Genomic DNA, 24,257 nt, shown 5'->3' on the forward strand with positions numbered 1-24,257 from the left:
CCTCACCGGCTGCCTTCTGCGTCACGAGAAGCCGTAACACTCGGGGCGCCGTCATTCGAGGAGCGAAACGACGAAGCAATCCAGGGGCCGCCCCGCGGCTCTCGATTGCTTCGCTCCGCTCGCAATGACGGCCCCGGCTTCCGCTCACACAGAACGACCGCCCACTGCCGACCGCCAGCTCACTTCGGCGGCGGCGGCGTGCGCGACACGCCGCCCCTGCGGAAGGCCTCGGGGCGATCCTTCTTCGGCACGCGGCCGTTTTCCGAGGCGGCGTAGAGATGCAGGGACTGGACGAGGTCCTCGACATCTTTCTCGGCGTCGAAATCGCCGAGCACGATAGTCCATTTACCCGGCGCGGCCATGGCCAGCGTGCAGGGCCTCGTGCAGACGCCGAGACATTCGACGGTTTCCACCGCGATGATCTCGCGATCCTGCGGCGTCAGCCGCGCCTCCAGCCGCTCGACGAGCTGCTGGCCGGGCCGCACCTCGGGCTCGTCCTTCTGACGGCACACGGTGCAGATATAGACGGTCATCTTATCGGACATGAATCCTCGCTTCGCGGGGAGCGGCGGCGCCGGCCCCCGACATTGAAGCGGGTCTTACACGCAGTTCACGGATCGCTCAACGCGGGCCGCCTCTCCCGTCAGGCGTCGATCGCCTCGAACGCTCGCGCCGTCGCACCCGCTTTGCGGCCCACACGCGCCTTGCGCTTCTTCCACCAGATATAGACTCCGGTGCCCGAGAGCATGGCGATGACGACGCCGAGCACGCTGACGAAGATCCGATAGGGCATGCCGAAGACGGCGGCCATATGCAGCGCCGCGAGCCAGCTGGTGATGGTGTTGCCGGTGTGCTGGCCGCTCGGCATGTCGAGGCCGACGAATTCGCCCGTATAGGCGTTGACCAGGACATAGGTTCCGCCGCCCTTGTCGCCGATGTCGCGCGTGGAGCGCACGCGATATTGATAAAGCCCCTTGTCGCGCAGCAGATAGAAGGCGTTCAGCGCCTCCACCGTGAAGCCATTGGCGCGGGCCTGCTCGTCCATCAGCCGCGCGCCGATCGCCTGCGCCTCCTCCCAGGGCAGAAGCGCCTTGCCCGGCGGCGGATCGATCTTGAAATCCCGCGCCCAGACCGAAGGCTCATATTCGAAGACGAGGCTGGTCGCCTTGGTGTAGACGCTGGTCAGATTCCAATACACGCTGGACCAGGCGAAGATCAGCAGCGCCGCCCACAGCCACAGCCCGCTCGCGCGGTGCAGATCGAAATTGATGCGGTAGAAGGAGCCGCGCAGCTTGACGAGCCAGGCCGGCTTCCAGCGCGCGAGCCAGCCGCTGCGGGCCTTTCCCTGGCCCGGCGGCGGCAGCGTGAGATAGAAGCCGACGAAGCAGTCGATGGTCCAGGCGAGCGCGATCAGCCCGAGAATCCACGCGCCGACCGTTCCCATCGCCAGCTCGTAATGCAGGCTGTAGACGAAGGGCATGATGGCGGCGGCGGTCGTCGGCAAGCCGCCCCATTTGAGGCGGCCGAGCTCCTCGCCGGTGACGCGGTCGAGAATGAGGCCGTCGAAGGCGAGCGGCTTGCCGTCCGGCTTCGGCTCGACGCCGATATGGGCGACGCCCGGCTCGCCGAGATAAGCGGCGTTGACGAGCGCTTCCGGCGCCAGAGCCTCGGCCCGCCGCAGCAGCGTCGCGGGGTCGAGCTCGATTCCCGGGTGAGCCCCCGGATGCACTTGCGGCGCGAGCAGATGGTCCAGCTCGGGCAGAAAGGCGAGCAGGCTGCCCGTCAATCCGACGATGATGAGAAAGACCGCCATGGTCAGTCCGACCCAGCGATGCAACCAGACAAAAAATGCGCGAGTCATCGAATGGCCTCCAGATGTCCGCATGAATTGGACGTGCGGCGCATCGACGCCGCGCCGCTCGCTTCATCCGCCGCTCCCGCAACCCAGCGTATGACGCCGCACGCGAAAAGCAAAGTGCAGGCGAGGAACACGATGAGCGGCGATATCGGGAAATTGTCCCGATATCGCGCGAGGATCACGCCGCGCGTCGATGGGGACGTTCAGAACTCCACTTTCACCGAGCCACGGAACGTGCGCGGCGCGCCGGGGATGAAATTCGCCGTCCCGCCGGAGGTCGTGTAATAGGTCACGTCGCCGAGATTCTTGACGTTCAGCTGGAAAGTGATCTTCCGCTTCTCGACCTCCAAGCTATAGCGCCCCATGAGATCGACGACCGTATAGGCTGGCAGAGCGAAGCTGTTCGCCTTGTCGACCTCCATCGTCCCGCGCGCGACGAATCCCGCGCCGAAGGCGAAGCCCCGCAGCGGCTCGAAATCCGGCTCATAGACGGCCCACAGGCTGCCGGCGTTGCGCGGCACGCCCCACCAATGATTGCCGACCTTGCCGCCCTGAATGTCGGAAATGATCCGCGAGTCGATATTGGCGTAGCTGCCGATGATCTTCAGCTCGGGAGTCACCTGTCCTTGAACGTCGAATTCGACGCCCGAGTTGCGCACGGCGCCGGAGACCTCCGAGACGCCGAAAGCTTGGCCGGCACCGAGAACCGGCGAGCGCACATTGCTCTTGACGATGTCGAAATAGGAGGCCGTCGCCGACAATCTGCCGTCGAGCAGCTCCACCTTCGCGCCGCCTTCCCATTGCCGCGCCTGCTCCGGCGGCAGCGGCGTGAGCGACGTGCTCACGCCATTGCTCATTCCGAAGCCCTCGACATAATTGCCATAGAGGCTCAGTTGCGGGAGTGGCCGCCACAACAGAGCGACTCGCGGCTTCACGGCGTCGGCCGCGAGCGAGGACGACGAGCTGGAATAGGCCGGATAAAAGGAGGTGAATGCGGTCGAGTTGCGCGCCGAATCATAGCGGAAGCCGGTCAGGAGCTGAAAGTCGAAGGGCAGCTTCACCTGATCCTGCATATAAACGCCGTACCAGCTCTCGCGATAGATGTCGTGTTCGGCCCATTCCGCCGCCGCGGTCGCAAATCGCCGCAAATCCATGCGCGTCGGAGAATAGAGATCGGTCGAAGGGACGCCGGAGAAATTGGCGGTCCAATTGTAATCGTCGTTGGTCTTGTAGCCGTCGGCGCCGACGAGCAGCGTATGCGCGAGGCCGAATGTGTCGAAATGGCCCGTGAGCTCGAGACTGGTGAAATAATTCTGCTCCTGAACGTTGAACATATAGAAGTCCCGCGCGAGCGGGCAGGACGCCGGCGAGCAATTGGCCGGGTCGGGATTATAAACGTCGACCCATGGGTTCGGAACGTCGCGGAGATCGATATCCAGTCGATGGACGATCTTCCAGTCGCTATCGAAGGCGTGCGAGAAATGATAGCCGAAGCGGAACTCCGACTTGGTCAGCAGCGCCGCGTCATAGGAGCCGAAGGTGCGCGACCTCGGAACCGCCCCGACCGAATTCCACGACTTCGGGACGCCGGAGCTGTAGATCCCGGGAATGCCGGTGTCCTGGGCGTCGCGACCGCGATAGAATTGCAGATAGACGGTCGCCGAGGTGTCCTGCGTCGGCTCGAAAGTGATCTTCGGCGCGACATAGATGTGATTATTGTGCAGCCCCTCGCGAAACGAGTCGGCGTTCTGATAGGCGGCGTCGAGGCGATAGAGCAGCGTCTTGTCCTCATTGAGCGGGCCCGTCATGCTCAATGTGGTGCGATATTCATTGTAGGAGCCGATGAGCTGCTGCATCTCGTAATGCGGCTCGGCCTGCGGCTTCTTCGTCGTCACCTCGACGAGGCCGCCCGGCTGCATGCGGCCGTAGAGGATCGAGGACGGCCCCTTGACGACTTCCACCTGCTGCACGTCGACCGTGTCGCGCGGCGGCAGAGGCGTGAACGGATTGACGCGGACGCCATCCTGATAATAGGCGTATTCGAGGAAGCCGCGAATATTCCATCCGCCCTGAAATCCGTTATAGGGCGCGACGAAGACGTTGCTGACGTTGCGCGTCGCCTCCTCGATCACCACGGCTTGCTGATCATCGAGGACCTGCCGCGGCACCACCTGAATATTGATGGGCGTGTCCATGATCGGCGTGTCGGTCTTCGTTCCCGAGCTGGCGTTCCAGACCTTGTAGGCGGATGGATCCTTCTGGCTGCCTTTCGCCGCCGGGCCAGTCGAGGCGCCGCGGCCGCCGCCGGCGGCCGCGATATCGATCTCGGGCAGAGCCTCCTGCGCTTGGGCGGAGGCGAGGGCGAGCATGAGCGCTCCGGCGGAGGCGCCGGACTGTAGCAGAGTGCGGAACATGGAAATCTCCTGGAACGGCTCGTCCCCGAGCCTCGTCTCGACATCGGCTTGGCGGCGGGTCCTCGCGGGCGCCGCGGATCGATCAGGAGAAGCGCGGCGGCGCCTGCGCCGACCAGGAGCTGGCCCAGCCCGCCAGGCGGCGCTCGGCCAGGGATTCGAAACCGAGCGCGCCGGCGCGGACGACGATCGACATCGGCGCGGGCGTCTCGAGCGCAGCGATGGGCGTGATCGGCGCATCGCCGGACTCGCCGCGTAGGCAGCAGTGCGACCTAGAGGAGTCGCAAGACGGCGCGCTATGACCGTCGCCGGAAGCGGGAATGCAGATCGTCGTCGCGGCGACGGCGCGAAAGCCGGGCGTCGCCTGCGCCGAAGCGCCGAAGCCGGCGAGGAGCGCGTGCAGGACCATCGCCAGCGCGGCGACGAGCATCGCCGCCGATTGCGTCGGCCCCACCCGCCTCCGATCTCCGCTCGACCGCACGACCACCCGCCGCTCTCCCGTCCGCCCCGGCGTCGCCGAGTTGCTGCGCTTCTGGTTTAGGCAGGTTCCGTCCCCTCAAAGTTACGCTTTTGCGCGCGCGCTCGAAAGCCTTGGAACTGTGGCAAAAACATCACGGTCGCGCCCCCGACGGGGCTTGCCAATGGCGCCCTTTTCATCGTGAATTCGACTGGACCTCAGGTTGCGGAGCGGCGCCCCTTGCGAATTTTGCTGGTCGAGGATCACGACGAATTGGCGAGCCGGATTGCGCGGCGCATCCGGCGCGCCGGCTATGCGGTCGATCATGCGGACAGCATTGAACGGGCGAAGACGGCGCTGGAGGCGGGTCCTTTCGCCGTGGCTCTGCTCGACCGCCGCCTGCCGGACGGCGACGGCCTGTCGCTGATCCCGCTGATGCGCGCCAGGCAGCCGGGCGGGCGCATATTGGTGCTGACCGCGCTCGACGCGGTCGACGACCGCATCGAAGGGCTCGACGCCGGCGCCGACGATTATCTGACGAAGCCCTTCAACCTCGACGAGCTGATGGCGCGCATCCGCGCGAGCCTTCGACGTCCCGGCGGCGAGGTGACGCCGCCGATCGCGATCGGCGCTCTCGCCTTCGACCTCGACGCGCGCACGGTGAGCGTCGCCGGCCGTCCCGTCGTGTTGCTGCGGCGCGAGCTCGCCTTGCTCGAAGCGCTGGCGCGTCGCGCCGGACGCGTCGTGATGCGCGAGGCGCTGATCGCCGGGATCTATGGCGCCGACGAGGAGATCGAGGAGCATACGCTGACGACGCTCGTCTCGCGGCTGCGAACGCGCCTGCAGGAGCACGGCGCCGGCGTGGAGATTCATTCGGCGCGCGGGCTCGGCTACATGCTCTCCGAAGCCAAGCCGAAGGGCGGGAATTGACCAAAGCGCCGTCCCTCGCCCTTCGCATCGTCGGCTTTCTCATCGTCGCGCAAATCTTCGCCTTCGCCATCGGCTGGATCGCGACCTTCACGCTCGGAGCCTATGGCCTCGGCTATATGGTCTATTCGTTCGACGCTCTGGCCGCTTCGCGCACCAAGGATATGATCGTCATGTCGCTGACGCGCGGCGAGGATCGGCGGTTGCGAATCGAGCCGAACGCGGAATTGCGCGCGGAGATCGCACGCGCCCCCCTCATGCGCTATGCGGCCTTCGAGGCGATGACCGGACGAGCAGTCGAGGGCTCGGCTCCGGAGCTGGTCCCGCTTCTGGCGAAAATCGTCGATCTCAGCACGACTCATGCGCATTTCAATTTGCCGGAGGACCCGAAGACCGAGGAGCTCGGCTTCATGGCTGTGACGCGCACGCCGTTCGGACAAATGCATATCGCCACCTATCGGCAGAAATTCCGCTTCGACGACTTCTATTATTCGATGCGAGACGAGTTCGCGTGGCTCAACGCCTATATCGTCGCCGTGGTGCTGATCTCCGCCGCAACCGCTTGGTTCGCCGTGCGCCAGGGGTTGCGCCCGCTCGCCTCGGTGGCCGCGGGGGCGGCGCGCATCGACATGGATTCGCTGCATCAGCGACTGCCTCTGCGCGGCGTCCCCGCAGAAATTCTAACGCTCGTCGATTCGATGAACGGCGCGCTGGCGCGGCTCGACGCGGGCGCTGCGCGCATGCGCCGCTACACCGCCAACGCCGCGCATGAATTGCGCACGCCGCTCGCCATTCTGCGCGCGCGGCTCGAAGACAAGGAAGACCCGACCTTCAAGAGCGATCTGATGCGCGACGCCAGCCAGCTGCAGGCGATCGTCGAGCAATTATTGGCCGCCGCGCGGCTCGGCGAGCGTCAGGGCCCGGTCGACGAATGGGTCGATCTCGTCGACGCGATCCGGCGCATCGTCGCCGATTACATGCCGCTCGTCATCGAATGCGGCCGCGAGATCGCCTTCGAGGGCGGGCCGACGCCGGTCGTCGCGCGCGGCAACAGGCGCGCCATCGAATGCATCGTCGCCAATCTCATCGACAATGCGCTGCGCGCGGAGCCCCGCGGCGGCACGGTGCTCGTGACGGTCGGCGATGCGCGCATCGAGGTGATCGACCATGGCGAGGGCGTCGCGCCCGCCGATCGCGAGACCATCTTCGAGCCGTTCTGGCGCAAGAGCGAGGCGACGCCGGGAACCGGCCTCGGCCTCGCCGTCGCCAGGGAGCTGATGGAGAAGATGGGCGGCCGCATCGCCGTACTGCAGACGCCGGGCGGCGGCGCGACGTTCCGTTTGTCGTTCGCCCGCGGCGACCTCGGCTAGAGCGCCTTCCGATCGAACAGAATCGTTCGATCGATCAGAATTCGCTCAAACGAGAGGCTGCCAGAGCGCTATGCGACCCAATCGGATCGGATAGCGCTCTAGAGCCAAAGCTCCGAACGCAGCGCGATATCGCTTCGAAATTCGGGCCCGGCGCCGCATTTGGCCCCGACTTCGCATAGCTGCGCTCGTCGCGAGCCTCGAGGCTCGCTCTCGAGAGCGAGGATGGAACATGACCGAGGGGCAAGGATTTCGCCGGATCGACGTGGCCGCGGCGCGCGCCGTGCTGAGCGCGGGCGACGCGCTGGTGCTCGACGTGCGCGACCCCGCTTCCTATGCCCGCGGGCACATCGCCGGCGCCGAGAACGCCTCGCAGGAGGACCTGTCTTTTTATCTGTTCGAGACGCCGAAGGAAACGCCGGTCGTCGTCTGCTGCTATCATGGCAATTCGAGCCAAGCCTATGCGAAAGTGTTCGCCGACATGGGCTTTGCGCAGGTCTACAGCCTCGATGGCGGCTATGAGGCCTGGGCCGCCGCCGAACGCGCCGCGGCGACGGCGGCGCCCGCCCTCGGCGCCGCGCTGAGCGCGTTTCTTGTCGAGAACGGCTTTCCGCCGGGCGATGTGAACGCCAAGGACAAGACCGGCGCGACGGCGCTGATGGCCGCCGCGCGGCTCGCGCCGCCGGAGCTGGTGAAGGAGCTGCTCGCAGCCGGCGCCGACCTCCATGCGATCAACGCCGACGGCAATCAGGCGCTGTGGCTCGCCTGCGTCGGCGAGAATGTCGACAACATCCGCCTGCTCGTCGAAGCGGGAATCGACATCGGCCATGTCAATCTCACCGGCGCCACGGCGCTGATGTTCGCAGCCTCCTCCGGCCGCGCCAAGGCGGTCGCGGCGCTGCTCGCCGCCGGCGCCGATCCTGCCCAGGAGACCGATCTCGGCCTCTCGGCGCTGGAAATGGCCGCGACTGAAGAGTGCCTGACGCTGATGCGCGCCGCCGCGCGAGCCAAACGCGGCTGAGCCGCCCGGAGCCCGGCAATCGGGTCGAGGAACAAATTCGCAACCCTCGTCCTGAAGGAGCCGCCGCAGGCGGCGTCTCGAAGGACGGCCGCGGGGCGAAGTGATAGGTTTCTTCTCGTTGCCGTCCTTCGAGACGCCCGCTTCGCGGGCTCCTCAGGACGAGGATGACGGGAGCGCATTCCTTCACCCGTTTGCCATGGACCCCGGAGCGCCGATACTTGCGCTCCGGTCCTCTCATTGCCATAAGAGCCGCCGGCCTCAAACCAGTCGGCGCTCATACATGACCAGCTTTCCCCGGCGCGTCTTCTCCGGCGTGCAGTCCACCGGCAATCTGCACCTCGGCAATTATCTCGGCGCGATCGTCAAATTCGTCGAGCTGCAGCAGAGCTTCGACTGCCTCTATTGCGTCGTCGACCTGCACGCCATCACGGTGCCGCAGGACCCGCTCAAGCTCAAAGCCAACACGCGCGAGATCGCCGCCGCCTTCATCGCCTGCGGCATCGATCCGAAGAAGAACATCGTGTTCAATCAGAGCCAGGTGGCCGAGCACGCCGAGCTCGCCTGGGTGCTCAACTGCGTCGCCCGCATCGGCTGGCTCAACCGCATGACGCAGTTCAAGGACAAGGCCGGCAAGGATCGCGAGAACGCCTCCATGGGCCTGCTCGACTATCCGGTGCTGATGGCCGCCGATATTCTCATTTATCGCGCGACTCATGTGCCGGTCGGCGACGACCAGAAGCAGCACCTCGAGCTCTCTCGCGACATCGCGCAGAAGTTCAACAACGACTTCGCCGAGTCGATTCTCCGCAATGGTTTCGGCGAGGCCTTCTTCCCGCTGCCCGAGCCCTTGATCTCCGGCCCGGCGACGCGGGTGATGAGCCTGCGCGACGGTTCGAAGAAAATGTCGAAGTCGGACGCGTCCGACTATTCGCGCATAAATCTCGCCGACGACGCCGACCAGATCGCGACGAAGATCAAGAAGGCCAAGACCGATCCCGACGCCCTCCCCTCGGAGGAGAAGGGTCTCGAGGGCCGGCCGGAGGCGCAAAATCTCGTCGGCATTTTCGCTGCGCTGTCGCAGCGCGCCAAGGCCGATGTGCTGGCCGAGTTCGGCGGCGCCAATTTCTCGACCTTCAAGAACGCCCTCGTCGATCTCGCGGTCGAGAAGCTCTCGCCGATCACCGCCGAGATGCGCCGCCTCTCGGCCGACGAGGCTTATGTCGACGGCGTGCTGCGCGACGGCGCCGAGCGAGCGCGCGAATTGGCGCGCGCCAATATGGACGCGGTAAAGGATATCGTCGGCTTCCTGCGCTGAGACCACGTCGAGACACATCGCGAATCGAATCTCCTGCTATTCTCTCACGCGATGGAGAGACGCATGAATCGCATCGGTTGCTCGCTGGCGGCGCTGCTCGTTTTCGGCGAATCCTGTTTCGCCGGCTGCAAGATCACTCACGCCGAGACGGACATCGCCGGCGTGGGGCTCGACGACGAGGCGAGCGCGGAGCGCGTGCTCGGCGCGCTCGATCAGCTTCCCGTCACCGGCGACGACATGCCGACGCTGCTGCTCTTCAATCGTGAGAAGAGCGAGATGGCGACGATGACGCAATATCCGGGCTCCGTGCGCGGCGCCTTCGCCGTGATCGAGGTGCGCTCGGCGGTCGGCGCCTCGCGGCGTCCCGGCAAGCTGCTCGAGACCGAGCATCTTGCGAGCGAGCGCGGCGTGAGGCTCGGCGTGCCGCAACAATTCGTGATCGACCTGCTCGGACTCTGCTTCACGCAGAAGAAGACCAAGGGCGGCCGCATGACCATCCGCTACGAGACCGAGGACCCGAGCCATCCGTTCCTGCAGCGCGTCCACATGCCGAATTATTTCGCCGAATACACGTTTCGTCACGATCGGCTCGTCGCCTTCCGCTACGGCAGCGATTATCCCTGAAGCGCCGCCGGCCGCGGCCCGCCGCAGGCCCAGTCGATGAGCTCGATCGTGTGCAGGATCGGAATGGACGTCCCCTGCCCGATCTGCATCATGCAGCCGAGATTGCCGGCGGCGACGGCGCGCGGCGCGAGCGTCTCGATATTGGCGATCTTGCGCGCCCGCAATTGCGTCGCCAGTTCCGGCTGCAGCAGATTATAGGTTCCGGCCGAGCCGCAGCAGATGTGACTCTCGGGAACCGCTGCGACATCGAAGCCGGCGCGACGCAGCAGCTCCATCGGCAGATCCGCGATCTTCTGCCCATGCTGCAGCGAGCAGGCCGAGTGATAGGCGACGCGCAGTGCGCCGACATCGATCTGCGGCGCCAGCCCGAGCTCGGCGACCACTTCCGTCACGTCGCGCGCCAGCGATGCGACGTGCGCCGCGTCCTGCGCGAGCGCCGCATCGTCGCGGAACATATGGCCATAGTCCTTGACCGTCGTTCCGCAGCCGGACGCATCGATGACGATGCGATCCAATCCGCTGCTCTCGACCTCACGCGTCCAGGCTTCGATGTTTTTTCGCGCGAGCGCGTGCGACTCGTCCGTTCTGCCGAGATGATGCGGCAGCGCGCCGCAACATCCGGCGCCTTTCACGACGACGACCTCGGCGCCGAGCCGCGTCAGCAGGCGCACCGTCGCTTCATGAATGCGCGTGTCGAGCACGGTCTGCGCGCAGCCGGAGAGAAGAGCGACGCGCATACGCCGCGGCGCCTTCGCCGCGAAGACCTGCGGCCGATCGACGGGCGAAGGCGGCGGCAGACGCGCCGGCGCCATGTCGAAGAGCGCGGCGAAGCGCAGCGGCAGAAGGCGCGCGAACGGCCGCGCCAGAGCGGCGGCGCGCAGCGATTGCCGAAACAGAGCGGGGCGCGTCAGCGTGAAGGCGAGCGCCGCGCGCAGCAGACGCTCGAGCGGCGGACGGCGATAGGTCTTCTCGATATGCGCGCGCGCATGATCGACGAGATGCATGTAATGCACGCTCGACGGACATGTGGTCATGCAGGAGAGGCAGGAGAGGCAGCGGTCGACATGCCGAACCGTGCGCGCGTCGGCGGGACGGTCGTTCTCCAGCATTTCCTTGATGAGATAGATGCGCCCGCGCGGACTGTCGAGCTCGTCGCCAGTGAGGAGATAAGTGGGGCAGGTCGCGGTGCAGAAGCCGCAATGCACGCAGGCGCGCAAAATCGTCTCCGATTGCGACATGTCGGAATCGGCGAGGAGACGGGGTGAGAAATGCGTCTGCATCGCTATCGCCAGAAGTGCGAGCCTGAAGGCTCGCGGTCCAGGGCGCGCGTCGCACCTCGAGCCCGCGGGCTCGCTTCTCGAAGCACATCCGTTCGCTGCTCGCAAGCCATCAGAAATCCGCCCTCATGCGGCCGCGCTCCAGAATATGGAGCGGATCGAACGCGTCCTTCACGCGCCGCGTCAGCGCGGCGAGCGCGGCCGGCTGCGGATGGAACACGTCCACTGTGGCTCGCGTCGCTTCATCGGCGCGGATCAGCGTCGCATGGCCGCCGAGCCGATCGACGACGGCGCGAATGGCGCCCGCATGAGCGTCCGGCGCCGCCTCGAGCCGCAGCCAGACCAGGCCGCCGGCCCAATCATACACATGCGCGAGCAGTGGCGCGCCATTGCGCCGCAAGCTCTCGACGAAAGTGAAACCGTCGCTCGGCGCGAGCGATATGCGCCAGACGACGCCCTCTCCCGCCGCGACGGGCTCCCCATCGCGCAAGCGCATCCAGAAGGCGCGGCTGCTCTCCGCCTCCAACGTTTGCGCCGCGGCGCCGAGCGGCGCCAGCAGAGCGACGAGATCGTCGCGGCGCTTCACGACTGAAATCTCCGGCCCCTCGAGCCGCAGCGCGGCGATGTTCTCGCGCGGATCGAAGGCGAGGCTCGAAACTTCATAGGGCGAGCCCGACGCCTTGCGCAGAGCGGCGAGACCCTTCTCCTCGCCAAGGCCAGACAGCAGCAGCGTCTGCTCGGTCTCCGCCTGGGGAAGAACCTTGAACGTCGTCTCGGTCAGCACGGCGAGCGTGCCATAGGAGCCGGCGACGAGCTTGGAAAGATCATAGCCCGTGACGTTCTTCATCACGCGGCCGCCGGATTTCACGATCTCGCCGCGGCCGGTGACGCAACGAAAGCCGAGCAGATGATCGCGCGCCGCGCCCGCCTTGATGCGCCGCGGGCCGGAGGCGTTGACGGCGACGACGCCGCCTATGGTGGCGTCGTCGCGCGCGCCGCCGAGAAGAAGCGCATGATCCATCGGCTCGAACGCCAATTGCTGGCGATGCGCGTCGAGCAGAGCGACGATCTCGCGCAAAGGCGTGCCGGCGCGCGCGGTCAGCACCAGTTCCTCCGGCTCGTAGAGCGTCACGCCGGAGAGCGCCGCGAGCGAGAGAATTTGCGCGGGCGCAGCGGCGCGCCCGAGCCCTGCCTTCGAGCCATGGCCGCGAATGGCGAGCGGCGTCTCCGCCGCGAGCGCGTCGCGGATCGCATCGCGAACGTCGGTTTCGTCTCTGGGGCTCGGCGTCATCTAGAAAGCTCGCGCACCCTTCTCCCACTCGTGGGAGAAGGTGGCCCCGCGAAGCGGGGTCGGATGAGGGTCCATCAAAGCTTGCGGCGTGCGACAAAGGGCGCGCCAATCTCGGGGAGCCCTCATCCGACCCGGCTGCGCCGGGCCACCTTCTCCCGCGAGCGGGAGAAGGAAGGCGCCCGATCGGGATTGACGATGACCTCCCACCTTTAGAACCTCGGCAGATTGGGGAACGGCAGCTTCCCGCTTTGCACATGCATCGCGCCGAGCTCGGCGCAGCGGTGCAGCGTCGGAAACACTTTTCCGGGATTGAGCCGGTGCTGCGGATCGAAGGCGCATTTGACGCGCTGCTGCTGCGAGAGATCGGTCTCGTCGAACATCTCGCCCATCAGATCGCGCTTCTCGACGCCGACGCCATGCTCGCCGGTGAGCACGCCGCCGACCTCGACGCAAAGACGCAATATATCGGCGCCGAGCTGTTCGGCGCGCTCGATGTCTCCGTCCTTGGAGGCGTCATAGAGAATGAGCGGATGCAGATTGCCGTCGCCGGCGTGAAACACATTGGCGACGCGCAGGCCGCAGGCTTTCGCCAGTCGATCCATGCGCGTCAGCACATCGGGCAGGCGGCGGCGCGGAATCGTGCCGTCCATGCAGAGATAATCGGGACCGATGCAGCTGACCGCCGGAAAGGCGTTCTTGCGCCCGGCCCAGAAGCGCAGCCGCTCCGCCTCGCTCTGCGAGACCCGCGTCTCCATCGCGCCCTCGGCGCGCGCGATTCCCTCGACGACAGCGACGAGATGGTCGACCTCCGCCGGCGTTCCATCGAGCTCGACGATGACGATGGCGCCGGCGTTGAGCGGATAGCCGCAGGGCTGGAAGCTTTCGACCGCGCCAATGGTCGCCTGGTCCATCATCTCGAGCCCGCCGGGAATGATCCCGCGCGCGATGATGGCGCCGACGCAGCGCGCGCCGGCCTCGACGCTCGGAAAGGGAAGCAGAAGGCCGCGCGCTGTGAGCGGTTTCTGCAACAGGCGCACCGTCACCTCGGTGACGACGCCGAGCAGGCCTTCGGAGCCAGTCATCAGCCCGAGAAGGTCATACATCTCGCTGTCGAGATGCTTGCCGCCGAGGCGCAGCACCTCGCCGCCCATCAGCACGATCTCGAGCCCGAGAATATTATTGGTGGTGAGGCCGTATTTGAGACAATGCACGCCGCCGGCGTTCTCGCCGACATTGCCGCCGATCGTGCAGGCGATCTGCGACGACGGATCGGGCGCGTAATAGAAGCCGGCGTGCTCCACCGCGCGGGTGATGGCGAGATTCTGCACGCCCGGCTGCACGCGGGCGCAGCGATTCTCGAAATCGACCTCGAGAATGCGGTTGAACTTCGCCATGCCGAGCAGAATGCCGTCCTCGAGCGGCAGCGCGCCGCCCGAGAGCGAGGTGCCGGCGCCGCGCGGCACGATCTTCACATTCAGCTCGGCGGCCAGCGCCATGATCGCGCTCACCTCGGCCACCGTCTCCGGCAGCGCCACGACCAGCGGCAGCGCGCGATACATGGCGAGCGCGTCGCATTCATAGGCGCGGCGCGCCGTCTCATCGGCGATGACATGGGCCGGCGGCAAAATCTCGCGCAGGCGCGCGACGATCTCGTCGCGACGCGAGAGGATCGCGGGCTCCGGCAGAGGCATTGTGAGAGGCATGGTCTCGCTCGAGGACCCGCGACGCGGCTTGCTCCGCCGGCGGATTCATGATCCTCCCTATGCGAGCCGACGCGGGCATGCAAGCCTCGCCGTGCGGCCCGGCAGGGCGGAAAGGAGCGGACCATGCAGACCAAATTCGCGCTCACCCTCGCCGATGCGCGGCGGATCGCCGAGGCCGCCGAGGCGAAGGCGCGCGAGAGTGGCTGGAATGTCGTCATCGCCATCGTCGACGACGGCGGACATCTCATGCTGCTGCAGCGGCTCGACGGCACGCAGCCGGCTTCGAGCGAGATCGCGACGGCCAAGGCGCGCACGGCGGCGCTGTTCAAGCGGCCGACCAAGGCGCTCGAGGAGGCGGTCGCCTCCGGCCGCACGGCGATGCTCGCCCTTCCCGGCCTGACGCCAGTGGAGGGCGGCGCGCCCATTCTCTACCGCGGCGAGCTGGTCGGCGCGATCGGCGTCTCCGGCGTGCAATCCTTCCAGGATGGAATCGTCGCTGCGGCGGGCGCCGCCATCGTCGCCGAGGACAGCTGAACGCGCGCCGCCGCAAAGCCGCCCTATTCGAAGCCGGTTCCGCCGAGCGCGACGCAAGCGGCGGCGACGATCTGCGGATCGCCGCCTTCCGCCGCCGAGAAGGCCACGAGCAACGGCTCGTCGGCGCAGACATGCTCGAGCAGGGCGCGCAGAAAGCCATCATCGCCGGCGAGCGCGCGAATCGCGCCGGGATTTGTTCCCGTGAGCGCCAAAAAGCGCTCCATCCGCTCATCGTCATTCGATAAAAAAATCAATATCTGCAACGCGATGGCGCGCGCCTCGGCAATCGTCGGGCGCATCGCCCGCTTTTCGCCACCTCCGCGGTGTGTAGTCTTTCCGATTTTCATTTCATCAATCTTCCTCTGCTAACCAGAAGACGAACTCGTCATCTGGCCGTTCCGTCCGCATATGCCGTGTCGGCGGAGGTCGGGGAAGACGCATCCGAGGCGGCTCGCGCCGGCCGAGGACGCGAGATGAGGAAGCGAAAGCCGAGAGCCCATGCAGAAGACCGTCCTCATCGTCGAGGATAACGAACTCAATATGAAGCTCTTCAACGATCTTCTCGAAGCGAATGGGCATGCGACCCTGCAGACGAAGAGCGGTGTGGAGGCGATCGCGCTCGCGCGCCGCCATTCTCCGGATCTGATCCTGATGGACATTCAGCTTCCGGAAGTGTCCGGCCTCGAGGTGACGCGCTGGCTCAAGGACGACGAGGAGCTGCGCTCCATACCGATCATCGCCATCACCGCCTTCGCGATGAAGGGGGACGAAGAGAAGATTCGCCAGGGCGGCTGCGAAGCCTATCTCTCCAAGCCCATTTCGGTGGCGCGTTTTCTCGAGACCGTGAACGCATTCCTCGCGGATAGATGAAAGACCCACGGCCATGACCGCACGCATTCTGATCGTCGACGACCTCGCCGCCAACGTCAAATTGCTGGAGGCCCGTCTCACGGCCGAATATTTCGACGTGCTCTCCGCGACCAACGGCACGGACGCGCTGCGATTGTGCCGGGACGACCGCTGCGACATCGTGCTGCTCGACGCGATGATGCCGGGCATGGACGGATTCGAGGTCTGCAGCCGATTGAAGGCCGATCCGGCGACGGCGCATCTGCCGGTGATCATGGTGACGGCGCTCGACCAGCCTTCCGACCGCGTGCGCGGGCTCGACGCCGGCGCCGATGATTTTCTGACCAAGCCTGTCGACGAGGTCGCGTTGCTGGCCCGCGTGCGCTCGCTGGCGCGCCTCAAGATGATGCTCGACGAATTGCGCTCGCGCGCCGTGACCACGGCGAGCCTCGGCCTCGTCGAGCTGACCCGCAGCTCCTTGGACGCCGGCGAGAACGGCCGCATTCTCCTCATCGAGGACCGCGCCGCCTCGGCGGAGCGAATCGTCTCCGCCCTGCGCGGCCTGCATGAGGTGACGATAGAAGCCGATCCGCAGGAGGCGCTGTTCCGCGCCGCGGAGGGCGGGTTCGACATGGCGGCGGTCAGCCTCGATCTGTCGGATTTCGACGCGCTGCGCCTGTGCAGCCAGATGCGCTCGCTCGAGCGCACCCGCGCCCTGCCCATTCTCATCATCGCCGACCTCGACGATCGCCAGCGCATTCTTCGCGGCCTCGATCTCGGCGTCAACGACTATATCGTCCGCCCGATCGACCGCAACGAGCTGGTCGCGCGCGTGCGCAGCCAGCTGCGTCGCAAGCGCTATGCGGACTCGCTGCGCTCCGATGTGCAGGCGGCGATCGAGCTCGCCGCCGTCGATCCGCTGACCGGGCTCAACAACCGGCGCTATCTCGAGACGCATCTCGCCTCGCTGCTCGACAATGCCGCGCATCAGGGCCGGGCGTTGACGCTGATGATCCTCGATATCGACCATTTCAAATCGGTCAACGACAGTTTCGGCCATGACGCCGGCGACGAGGTGCTGAAGAACTTCGCCCGACGCATGCGCCGCGTGGTGCGCAGCGCCGATCTCATCTGCCGATTGGGCGGCGAGGAATTCGTCATCGTGATGCCGGACACGCCGCTCGCCATCGCCACGCGCGTCGCCGAACGCGTGCGCGCGACCATTCAATCCGAGCCCTTCTGCATCGACGCCGCCGGCCGGACGATTCCCGTCACCGCCTCGATCGGCATCGCCGAGCGCGGCCGCGAGGCCAATCCCGACTCGCTGCTGCGCCGCGCCGACAAGGCGCTCTATGAATCGAAGAGCGCCGGCCGCAATCGGGTGACCGCCGCGGCGGCGTGAGCGGGCGATGGACGACCCGTCCGCTGAAATAAGGGCGCTCCCTTCTCCCGCCTGCGCACGGCTGTCCGGGGAATGAGTCGATAAGTCGCGGGCGCATGCCTGGTACTTCCGAAGGTTTCGGGGTATTTTCCGGTTGTCGAGACTGGAAAATAAAGGACCAGACATGCGCTTCCAGAATAGCGTTTTTGTCGACTTGCTCAAGCCGATCGATCGTCGCGCGTTCGGCCAAATCGTCGCGCGCCACAAGGGCGACGCCTACGACAAATCCTTCAAGAGCTGGGATCATCTCGTCGTCCTGATCGCCGCTCAGCTCGGCGGCGAAACGAGCCTGCGCAGCCTCGAGGCCGCCTTCAACGCCAACAGCGGCTCCCATTATCACCTCGGCGTCCGCAGGATCGCCCGCTCCACCCTCGCCGAAGCCAACGCACGCCGGCCCGTCGGCGTCTTCGCCGATCTTTTCGCGCGCCTCTCCTGCGAACTCGACCGCAGAACGCGCCGCGACGGCGCCGAGCTGCTGCGCCTCATCGATTCGACGCCTATCCCGTTGAGCAAATTCCACGACTTCGCCCGCTCGAACGGCCGCATCCACGGCATGAAGATGCACGTCGTCTACGATCCCGGGGTCGACCGCCCCTTCTGCGTCGAGGTCACGCCCGCCAATGTCAACGATGTCGAGATCGGCAAGAAGACGCCGATCGAGGCCGGCGCGACCTATGTCTTCGACAAGGGCTATTATGATTTCAAATGGTGGAGGGACATTCACGAGGCCCGAGCCTTGTTCGTCACGCGCCCCAAGAGCAACACCCGCCTCACCGACCTCGCGGATCGGGAGATGCCGCAGACGCGCGGCGAAGGCTACACCGTGCTCAGGGATTGCGAGGTCGAGCTCGCCAGCAAGGGCGACTCGAAACTGCCCATGCCGCTGCGTCGCCTTCATATTCAACGCGATGCGCTGAAGGACGGCAAGCCGCAGCTGATCGTCGTGATCACCAACGACATGACGCGTTCGGCGGTCGAGATCGCCGCGCTCTACAAGGCGCGCTGGGCCATAGAGCTGCTGTTCCGCTGGATCAAGCAGCATCTCAACATCCGCAAGTTTCTCGGCGAAAACGAGAACGCCGTGCGGCTGCAGCTGATCGCGGCGATGATCGCTTTCGTGCTGCTGCGCATCGCCGCCCACCGCCACGATATCGAACTCGCGCATCTGCGGTTCTCGGAGCTCGCCGGCAGGTTTCTGTTCGAGCGGCGACCGATCGACAGACTCGAACGGCCGCCGCCCAAATATCAGGCCGCGCGGCGGCGCATATCGCCGAGGCAGCTGGAGCTCGCCTATGCCTGATTTTCCCCGGACAGCCGTGCCGCCTGCGGGAGAAGGTGGCCCCGCAAAGCGGGGTCGGATGAGGGTTCGCGCCATAGACTGCTGTCGTTCAAAGTGATGCTTCAAGAAACGCCGAGCCGGAGGCGCCCTCATCCGACCCTCGCTGACGCGAGGGCCACCTTCTCCCGCGAGCGGGAGAAGGGAGAGCGTCGAGAGTCGGCAAATGCGTTTGCCTGCGACCGCAGGTAAAGGACAGTGGGAATTTTCTCGCCACGGCCTGACGCGCACCTCCCCCTCCCCCACAGACAAAAAAAACCTGCCCGAGAGATGCTCGGGCAGGGAGAGTTGGGAGCCCCACTCGGAGGAGAGCATCCGAGTGAAGAGGAGACGCCGCGGCCCGGGGGCCGCCGCGGATGCCGGAGAAGAGGAAGATCAACTCTCGAAGAGGGAGTCGATCTCTCGGAAGAAACACGCCAACAGGCCGGAATGGCAGGAGGGGGCCATTGCACTGACGCGGGGCGCACGCGCAAAGCGCGCTTCTGACGAGAGGACGGAGGTCAGGCGACGACGGGACACGTCGCCATCTCTTCGATCTGGAAGCGACCACAACCGGCCGCTCGGCGCTCGTCAGGGAGAAATCAGGCGAGAACGGCCGGAGGCGCGCGGGGCGATAGAGGCCGCAATTCGGGGGACACGCCGGCGACATCGGTCCGGAATTCGGACCATGGGCTCGCGACAGGCCGCTCCCGCCGGAGCACGACGACGGTCACGACGCCGCCATCGATCTCTATGGCCGAGCTGCTATGGATGACGCAGCAGGGGCAGACATGCTGCCGTTCGACCGGAACCGAGCCCGATGAGCCGTCATCGCCGTCGAGCGTGACGCAGACGACCCCGAAGGGGCTGTTCGCGACGCCCGCCATCGCCGAGCCGGCGAAGCCGAGAGCGAGAGCCTGCAGAACGAACAGGATCGCAGCGACCGCATTCACGGTCACACGTCCGCTGTTCATCTGTCTTCGGGCTGCTGCTCTCACGTCCGCACACTCTCGGCTATGAGTTCACGCTATGAGACCGGGCAGGACGGGTCAAGTGCCGGCGCCGGTCATGCGGCAAGTTGTCGCGCGAGCTTTGTCGCGCGACCTCACCGATAGCCTTCCTCCGCCAGCACCTGCCGCACGGTGGGGCGCGTCTTCATCAGCTCATAATGGGCGCGGCAATTGGCGGGCAGCTCCATGCCGATCTTGTCCGCCCAGAACTCGACATAGAAGAGCCCCGCGTCGGCGATGGAGAAGGCGCCGACGACATAGGACTTGCCGTCGAGCTCACGATTCACCTTCTCGAACGCCTCGGCGACGATCTCACGTCCCTGCGCCTTCACCGCCTCGATCGCGCCCGCGGCGGCGTAACGCTCCGGCGTGAACACCCGGCGGAAGCCCTCGCCGTGGATATAGCGGGTGGCGAAATTGAGCGAGACCATCGCTCGCTCCTTCGCCTCCGCGTCCTCCGGCAGCAACTTGCGGCGCGGATAGGTCTCGGCGAGCCATGTCGCTATGGCGACAAAATCCGTCAGCGCGACGCCGTCGTCGCGCAGCAGCGTCGGAATCGTGCCATGCGGATTGATGGCGAGATATTCCGGCTTCAGATGGTCGCCACGCGGCAGATTGAGCACATAGGCCTCGAACACGAGGCCGATCTCCTCCAGCAATATATGGATGCCCGTCGAGCAGGACCCCGGCGTCATATAGAATTTCATCGCGCGCCTCCTGGCGGCGCGAAGCAAGCGCCGCGCCAGGGAGGTGAAAGCCACTCTCCATCCTTCTTCGAAGAGCGAGCCTGAAGGCTCGCGGTCCAAACCCGGCCTCTGGACCGCGAGCCTTCAGGCTCGCTCTCGAGGCCTCGCGATACGAGCTGTCAGCGCGCCTCCGTCGTCTTCAGCCCGTAGCTGGCGAAGCGCTCGATCTCGGCGACGATCTCCTCCTCGGGAAGAATCACCGGCTCGCCGGCGAGGCGAGCGAGATAATAGACCCGCGCCAGCGTCTCGAGCTCCACGGCGCGCCACATCGCCCGCTCGAGCCCGTCCGCCGTCACGATCATTCCATGATTGCCGAGCAGCACGCCATGCGCACGGCCGAGCCCTTCGACCGCGAGATCGGAGAGCGCCTGCGTGCCGAAGGGCGCATAGCCGGTGCAGCGGATGCGCGACGCGCCGAACACGCCGATCATATAATGCACTGCGGGAATGTCGCGCCGCAGCGCAGCGAGAACGGTCGCATAGGTCGAATGCGTATGCACCACCGCATTCACGTCCTTTCGCGCGCGCAGAATGTCGCGATGCATGCGCCATTCGCTCGACGGCGCGAGCGGGCCCTCGAAGCGGCCGTCCTCGAGGAAAACCAGCGGAATCTGTTCCGGCGTCAGCGCGTCATAGGGCGTTCCGCTCGGCGTGATCAGCATGGCGTCGCCGTGCCGAATCGAGAGATTGCCCGAAGTGCCCTGATTGATGCCGAGCGCATTCATCTCCCGCGCCGCGGCGATGAGCGCTGCGCGCTGATCCTGTTCCGCCACTACCCTCGCCCCCTCCCCTAGCGCCTCTTGCCGAGGCGCTCGCGAGCCCCTACATCCGCAGGACTCTTTTCAGGCCGAGGCTCGGATGACTCTGGAACAAAATGCGCCGCCGGCGGTTTGGCATGCGACCACCATCGTCCTCGTGAAGAAGGGCGGCAGAACGGTCATCGCCGGCGACGGACAAGTGAGCCTCGGTCAGACCATCGTCAAGGCCAATGCGAAGAAGGTGCGCCGCCTCGGCAAGGGCGATGTGATCGCCGGTTTCGCCGGCGCCACAGCCGACGCCTTCACTCTGTTCGAGCGGCTCGAGGGCAAGCTCGAGCAATATCCCGGACAATTGACCAGAGCTTGCGTCGAGCTCGCGAAGGACTGGCGCATGGACCGCTATCTGCGCCGGCTGGAAGCCATGATGCTGGTCGCCGACCGCGAGGTGGGGCTGACGCTCACCGGCGCCGGCGACGTGCTGGAGCCGCAAGCCTTCGAGCACGGCTCCGTCGCCGCGATCGGCTCGGGCGGCAATTATGCGCTCGCCGCGGCGCGCGCGCTTCTCGACACGCCGCTCGACGCCGAGCCCATCGCCCGCCGTGCGATGGAGATCGCCGCCGAGATCTGCGTCTACACCAATACGAACATCGTGGTCGAAGCGATCTGATCGCGCCCGCCGCCGAGGAACTTTGAACATGGCCGATTTTTCGCCGCGCGAGATCGTCTCCGAGCTCGACCGCTTCATCGTCGGGCAGAAGGACGCCAAGCGCGCCGTCGCCGTCGCTCTGCGCAACCGCTGGCGGCGCCTGCGCCTCGAAGGGTCCATGCGCGAGGAGGTTCTGCCCAAGAATATTCTGATGATCGGCCCGACCGGCTGCGGCAAGACCGAGATCGCGCGCCGCCTCGCCAAGCTCGCCAATGCGCCCTTCCTCAAGGTGGAGGCGACCAAATTCACCGAGGTCGGCTATGTCGGCCGCGACGTCGAGCAGATCGTGCGCGACCTCGTCGAGGTGGCGATCATGCTGGTGAAGGACAAGCGCCGCAAGGATGTCGAGGCCAAGGCCCAGCTCGCCGCCGAGGAGCGCGTGCTCGACGCCCTCGTCGGCCCCGCCGCCTCGCCGGCGACGCGCGATTCCTTCCGCAAGAAGCTGCGCGCCGGCGAGATGAACGACAAGGAGATCGAGATCGAGATAGCGCAATCGGGCGCGCAGATGCCGATGTTCGAATTGCCGAACATGCCCGGAGCGAGCGTCTCCGCCTTCTCGATCGGCGACATCTTCGGCAAGGCGTTTCAAGGCCGCGCCAAGCGCCGCAAGATGCAGGTGAAGGACGCGCATGCGCCGCTGCTGGCCGAGGAGAGCGAGAAGCTGATCGACCAGGAGGAGAGCGTGCGCGAGGCCATCGCCGAGGTCGAGAACAATGGCATCGTCTTCCTCGACGAGCTGGACAAGATTTGCGCCCGCGAAGGACGCGGGGGAGCCGATGTCTCGCGCGAAGGCGTGCAGCGCGACCTGCTGCCGCTGATCGAGGGCACGACGGTCGCGACCAAGCACGGGCCGGTGAAGACCGACCATGTGCTGTTCATCGCCTCGGGCGCCTTTCATGTGGCCAAGCCCTCGGACCTGCTGCCGGAGCTTCAGGGCCGCCTGCCGATCCGCGTCGAGCTCGCCTCGCTCGACGAGGAGGACTTTCGCCGCATCCTCACCGAGACCGAGGCCTGCCTCACCAAGCAATATGTGGCGCTGCTGGCGACCGAAGGCGTCGCCCTGGATTTCGCGCCCTCGGCGGTGGACGCCATCGCCCGGGTCGCGGTGCAGGTAAATTCATCGGTCGAAAACATCGGCGCGCGGCGCCTGCAGACGGTGATGGAGCGCGTGCTGGACGAGGTGAGCTTCTCGGCCTCCGACCGCGCCGGCGAGACGGTGACGATCGACGGCGATTATGTCGAGAAGCACATCGGCGACCTCGCCAAGAACAGGGATTTGAGCCGTTTCATTCTCTGATCGCAAAATGGCGAAGACGGGCTTGCGGCGCGCGGCGGGCTGAACTATACAGCCCTCACGCCGGCGGCGACGAGTCGCCGGAACGCTCCGCCCTTTCCCAAGAGGGCCGGAATACCCCTTCCAAAAAAGGGGAAAAGTGGGGCCATAGCTCAGTTGGGAGAGCGCTTCAATGGCATTGAAGAGGTCGTCGGTTCGATTCCGTCTGGCTCCACCAAAGACCATCGACAAAAATAAGTGACTGCAACCGGGCCTCGCCAAACATTCCCGGCAATCCCCACTCGAGCGAAGCAGACGAACCATCGCGGTAAGTGAGGCCTTAACATATCCTTCTCTTAGGGCCTGAGCTGCGGGAAGCGCGTCGTGCTCTTCATCGGCAATTCGAACATCGCCCCGCCCTCGACCCTCGTCGCCAAATCGATCATCCCGTCCCAGACGGCGAGGAGGCGCTCCGCCTGCTTCGTGAGCTTGCTCTTGTACAGGGCTCGGGACATGAAAAACCCGATCAGCCTCGAATTCCTGAAAACGTGATACTCGGCCTTGTTTTTGGTGATGCGGCGGTCTGCAGAGATAATCACCCACCTGCCCTCGCGGCTCAAAGCCTCGATCCATTCGATATCTTTTACGGATGGCCCGAATTTCTGGCGAAGATGCACGACGCTGTGCTCGCCTTTGAAAAGCTCGTCGAGGGCTCGCGCGAGCACCGGAGGAAGATGCTCGTCGATGAGAATGTTCACGCCGCCCGCAATGACGCTTCGAACTTCACCGAGTCGCGGACAGCGCCGATAGAGACGTCGTAAATCATCGCGACCCGTTCGACCGACCCCTCCGCTTCGACCGCCTCCGCGAGCGCGACTGTCGGAACGCCGAATTCCGCCGCGATCGGCTGGCCGAAGGCTCGGCCCGGATCGACGACGATCGACTCCTTTCCATTGAAAGGCCGCCAGCGCGTGACCACCTCGTCCGAGACATCCAAATCCCGAAACGTGCGCTCGACCACTCGCTTGAACGCATATTGCCGCTTCTTCAAGTCCAGCAACTCGCCCTCGCCCGAAAGCTCGAGGCTTTCCATGAAGATCGTCCGACCGTCTGTCTGGAAGCGTCGCGTCGAGAACGGTCGATCGTCCTTTGCGCAGTCGCGCGCGAGCGCTAGGCAATCGCGAATCGTCTTCAGCCCGAGCCCCGCATCGAGGAAGGCTCGCACGAATCGCAGCTCGATCAGATCCCGAAATCCAATCTCCAGGCGATCCTCGAATCGAGGGAGCTGCGGCGTCCACAAGGGCGGAACTTCCGTCACTTCCCTATCGTTCTTGTAAGAATATCCGCCGAGCCACCGCCGGATGCTCCGCGCAG

General features: G+C 65.7%; 24 protein-coding genes and 1 tRNA gene. 12 read left to right on the forward strand and 13 right to left on the reverse strand.

Going from position 1 to position 24,257, the window contains the following annotated elements; genetic code table 11:
- Positions 1-179: 179 nt before the first annotated feature.
- The 4 genes from CQW49_RS04310 to CQW49_RS25395 all read right to left on the reverse strand — a co-directional run bounded on the left by CQW49_RS04310 (position 180) and on the right by CQW49_RS25395 (position 4,723).
- Positions 180-545 (reverse strand): DUF1636 family protein, encoded by a 366-nt coding sequence (locus CQW49_RS04310; protein WP_003613113.1) that lies wholly within the window; start codon positions 543-545, stop codon positions 180-182.
- Positions 546-643: 98 nt separating this feature from the next.
- Entirely contained in the window at positions 644-1,861 is a 1,218-nt protein-coding gene (locus tag CQW49_RS04315; protein ID WP_003613111.1) for a PepSY-associated TM helix domain-containing protein, read from the reverse strand.
- Positions 1,862-2,061: 200 nt separating this feature from the next.
- Complete coding sequence (locus CQW49_RS04325; protein ID WP_003613108.1) at positions 2,062-4,272, reverse strand: TonB-dependent siderophore receptor; 2,211 nt, start codon at positions 4,270-4,272, stop codon at positions 2,062-2,064.
- An 82-nt stretch (positions 4,273-4,354) separates the two neighbouring features.
- The gene (locus tag CQW49_RS25395) at positions 4,355-4,723 is read right to left on the reverse strand and encodes a hypothetical protein (RefSeq protein ID WP_024750002.1); all 369 of its coding nucleotides are present in this window, start codon (positions 4,721-4,723) and stop codon (positions 4,355-4,357) included.
- Positions 4,724-4,966: 243 nt separating this feature from the next.
- On the opposite strand from CQW49_RS25395, the gene CQW49_RS04330 reads away from it, so the two are divergent.
- The 5 genes from CQW49_RS04330 (at position 4,967) to CQW49_RS04350 (ending at position 9,980) form a co-directional block, all read left to right on the forward strand.
- Complete coding sequence (locus tag CQW49_RS04330) at positions 4,967-5,656, forward strand: response regulator transcription factor (protein ID WP_003613105.1); 690 nt, start codon at positions 4,967-4,969, stop codon at positions 5,654-5,656.
- Positions 5,653-7,023 carry a sensor histidine kinase gene (locus tag CQW49_RS04335; RefSeq protein WP_003613103.1) on the forward strand — a complete coding sequence of 457 codons (1,371 nt, stop codon included), beginning with the start codon at positions 5,653-5,655 and terminating at the stop codon, positions 7,021-7,023. Before CQW49_RS04330 ends, CQW49_RS04335 begins: the two co-directional genes overlap by 4 nt.
- Before the next feature lie 229 nt (positions 7,024-7,252).
- Positions 7,253-8,041, forward strand: a complete 789-nt coding sequence (locus CQW49_RS04340; protein ID WP_003613101.1) for an ankyrin repeat domain-containing protein — start codon at positions 7,253-7,255, stop codon at positions 8,039-8,041.
- A 280-nt stretch (positions 8,042-8,321) separates the two neighbouring features.
- Positions 8,322-9,356, forward strand: coding sequence for a tryptophan--tRNA ligase (gene trpS / locus CQW49_RS04345; RefSeq protein ID WP_003613099.1), 1,035 nt, complete (start codon positions 8,322-8,324; stop codon positions 9,354-9,356).
- A gap of 63 nt (positions 9,357-9,419) precedes the next feature.
- Positions 9,420-9,980 (forward strand): hypothetical protein, encoded by a 561-nt coding sequence (locus tag CQW49_RS04350; protein WP_003613097.1) that lies wholly within the window; start codon positions 9,420-9,422, stop codon positions 9,978-9,980.
- Here CQW49_RS04350 and glcF read toward each other — a convergent pair.
- The 3 genes from glcF to CQW49_RS04365 all read right to left on the reverse strand — a co-directional run bounded on the left by glcF (position 9,971) and on the right by CQW49_RS04365 (position 14,251).
- Positions 9,971-11,260 carry a glycolate oxidase subunit GlcF gene (gene glcF / locus CQW49_RS04355; RefSeq protein WP_003613096.1) on the reverse strand — a complete coding sequence of 430 codons (1,290 nt, stop codon included), beginning with the start codon at positions 11,258-11,260 and terminating at the stop codon, positions 9,971-9,973. The genes CQW49_RS04350 and glcF overlap by 10 nt on opposite strands.
- 109 nt (positions 11,261-11,369) lie before the next feature.
- Complete coding sequence (glcE, locus tag CQW49_RS04360; RefSeq protein ID WP_003613095.1) at positions 11,370-12,548, reverse strand: glycolate oxidase subunit GlcE; 1,179 nt, start codon at positions 12,546-12,548, stop codon at positions 11,370-11,372.
- A gap of 209 nt (positions 12,549-12,757) precedes the next feature.
- The gene (locus CQW49_RS04365; RefSeq protein ID WP_003613094.1) at positions 12,758-14,251 is read right to left on the reverse strand and encodes an FAD-linked oxidase C-terminal domain-containing protein; all 1,494 of its coding nucleotides are present in this window, start codon (positions 14,249-14,251) and stop codon (positions 12,758-12,760) included.
- 123 nt (positions 14,252-14,374) lie between these two features.
- Between CQW49_RS04365 and CQW49_RS04370 the strand changes: the two genes are divergently transcribed.
- Positions 14,375-14,785, forward strand: a complete 411-nt coding sequence (locus CQW49_RS04370; protein WP_003613093.1) for a GlcG/HbpS family heme-binding protein — start codon at positions 14,375-14,377, stop codon at positions 14,783-14,785.
- Positions 14,786-14,808: 23 nt separating this feature from the next.
- On the opposite strand, the gene CQW49_RS04375 is transcribed toward CQW49_RS04370, so the two are convergent.
- Positions 14,809-15,084: a DUF3572 domain-containing protein gene (locus CQW49_RS04375; protein ID WP_024750000.1), complete on the reverse strand. Its 276-nt coding sequence runs from the start codon at positions 15,082-15,084 to the stop codon at positions 14,809-14,811.
- A 199-nt stretch (positions 15,085-15,283) separates the two neighbouring features.
- Between CQW49_RS04375 and CQW49_RS04380 the strand changes: the two genes are divergently transcribed.
- From CQW49_RS04380 to CQW49_RS04390, 3 genes are all read left to right on the forward strand, one after another.
- On the forward strand, positions 15,284-15,655 hold the full coding sequence (locus tag CQW49_RS04380) for a response regulator (RefSeq protein ID WP_003613091.1): 372 nt from the start codon (positions 15,284-15,286) through the stop codon (positions 15,653-15,655).
- 13 nt (positions 15,656-15,668) lie between these two features.
- Positions 15,669-17,036, forward strand: coding sequence for a PleD family two-component system response regulator (locus tag CQW49_RS04385; RefSeq protein WP_003613090.1), 1,368 nt, complete (start codon positions 15,669-15,671; stop codon positions 17,034-17,036).
- A 163-nt stretch (positions 17,037-17,199) separates the two neighbouring features.
- Positions 17,200-18,375, forward strand: coding sequence for an IS4 family transposase (locus tag CQW49_RS04390; protein ID WP_024749735.1), 1,176 nt, complete (start codon positions 17,200-17,202; stop codon positions 18,373-18,375).
- A gap of 617 nt (positions 18,376-18,992) precedes the next feature.
- Here the strand turns inward: CQW49_RS04390 and CQW49_RS04395 are convergent.
- The 3 genes from CQW49_RS04395 to CQW49_RS04405 all read right to left on the reverse strand — a co-directional run bounded on the left by CQW49_RS04395 (position 18,993) and on the right by CQW49_RS04405 (position 20,919).
- The gene (locus tag CQW49_RS04395; protein WP_003615342.1) at positions 18,993-19,364 is read right to left on the reverse strand and encodes a hypothetical protein; all 372 of its coding nucleotides are present in this window, start codon (positions 19,362-19,364) and stop codon (positions 18,993-18,995) included.
- Positions 19,365-19,495: 131 nt separating this feature from the next.
- Entirely contained in the window at positions 19,496-20,107 is a 612-nt protein-coding gene (locus tag CQW49_RS04400) for a glutathione S-transferase family protein (RefSeq protein WP_003615340.1), read from the reverse strand.
- A gap of 158 nt (positions 20,108-20,265) precedes the next feature.
- On the reverse strand, positions 20,266-20,919 hold the full coding sequence (locus tag CQW49_RS04405) for a class II aldolase/adducin family protein (RefSeq protein WP_003615338.1): 654 nt from the start codon (positions 20,917-20,919) through the stop codon (positions 20,266-20,268).
- Between the two features lie 85 nt (positions 20,920-21,004).
- Between CQW49_RS04405 and hslV the strand changes: the two genes are divergently transcribed.
- The 3 genes from hslV (at position 21,005) to CQW49_RS04420 (ending at position 23,121) form a co-directional block, all read left to right on the forward strand.
- Positions 21,005-21,571 carry an ATP-dependent protease subunit HslV gene (hslV, locus tag CQW49_RS04410; protein ID WP_003615336.1) on the forward strand — a complete coding sequence of 189 codons (567 nt, stop codon included), beginning with the start codon at positions 21,005-21,007 and terminating at the stop codon, positions 21,569-21,571.
- 28 nt (positions 21,572-21,599) lie between these two features.
- A complete protein-coding gene (hslU, locus tag CQW49_RS04415; RefSeq protein WP_003615334.1) occupies positions 21,600-22,907 on the forward strand; it encodes an ATP-dependent protease ATPase subunit HslU in 1,308 nt (435 codons plus the stop codon).
- Between the two features lie 138 nt (positions 22,908-23,045).
- A tRNA-Ala gene (locus CQW49_RS04420) sits at positions 23,046-23,121 on the forward strand.
- A 118-nt stretch (positions 23,122-23,239) separates the two neighbouring features.
- On the opposite strand, the gene CQW49_RS04425 is transcribed toward CQW49_RS04420, so the two are convergent.
- Together CQW49_RS04425 and CQW49_RS04430 are read right to left on the reverse strand one after the other, a co-directional pair.
- Positions 23,240-23,641, reverse strand: a complete 402-nt coding sequence (locus CQW49_RS04425; protein WP_003615331.1) for a PIN-like domain-containing protein — start codon at positions 23,639-23,641, stop codon at positions 23,240-23,242.
- The gene (locus CQW49_RS04430; protein ID WP_244441342.1) at positions 23,638-24,201 is read right to left on the reverse strand and encodes a hypothetical protein; all 564 of its coding nucleotides are present in this window, start codon (positions 24,199-24,201) and stop codon (positions 23,638-23,640) included. The genes CQW49_RS04425 and CQW49_RS04430 overlap by 4 nt, the downstream gene beginning before the upstream one ends.
- Positions 24,202-24,257 lie beyond the last annotated feature (56 nt).

The sequence above is a fragment of the Methylosinus trichosporium OB3b genome, from assembly GCF_002752655.1.
Classification (GTDB): domain Bacteria; phylum Pseudomonadota; class Alphaproteobacteria; order Rhizobiales; family Beijerinckiaceae; genus Methylosinus; species Methylosinus trichosporium.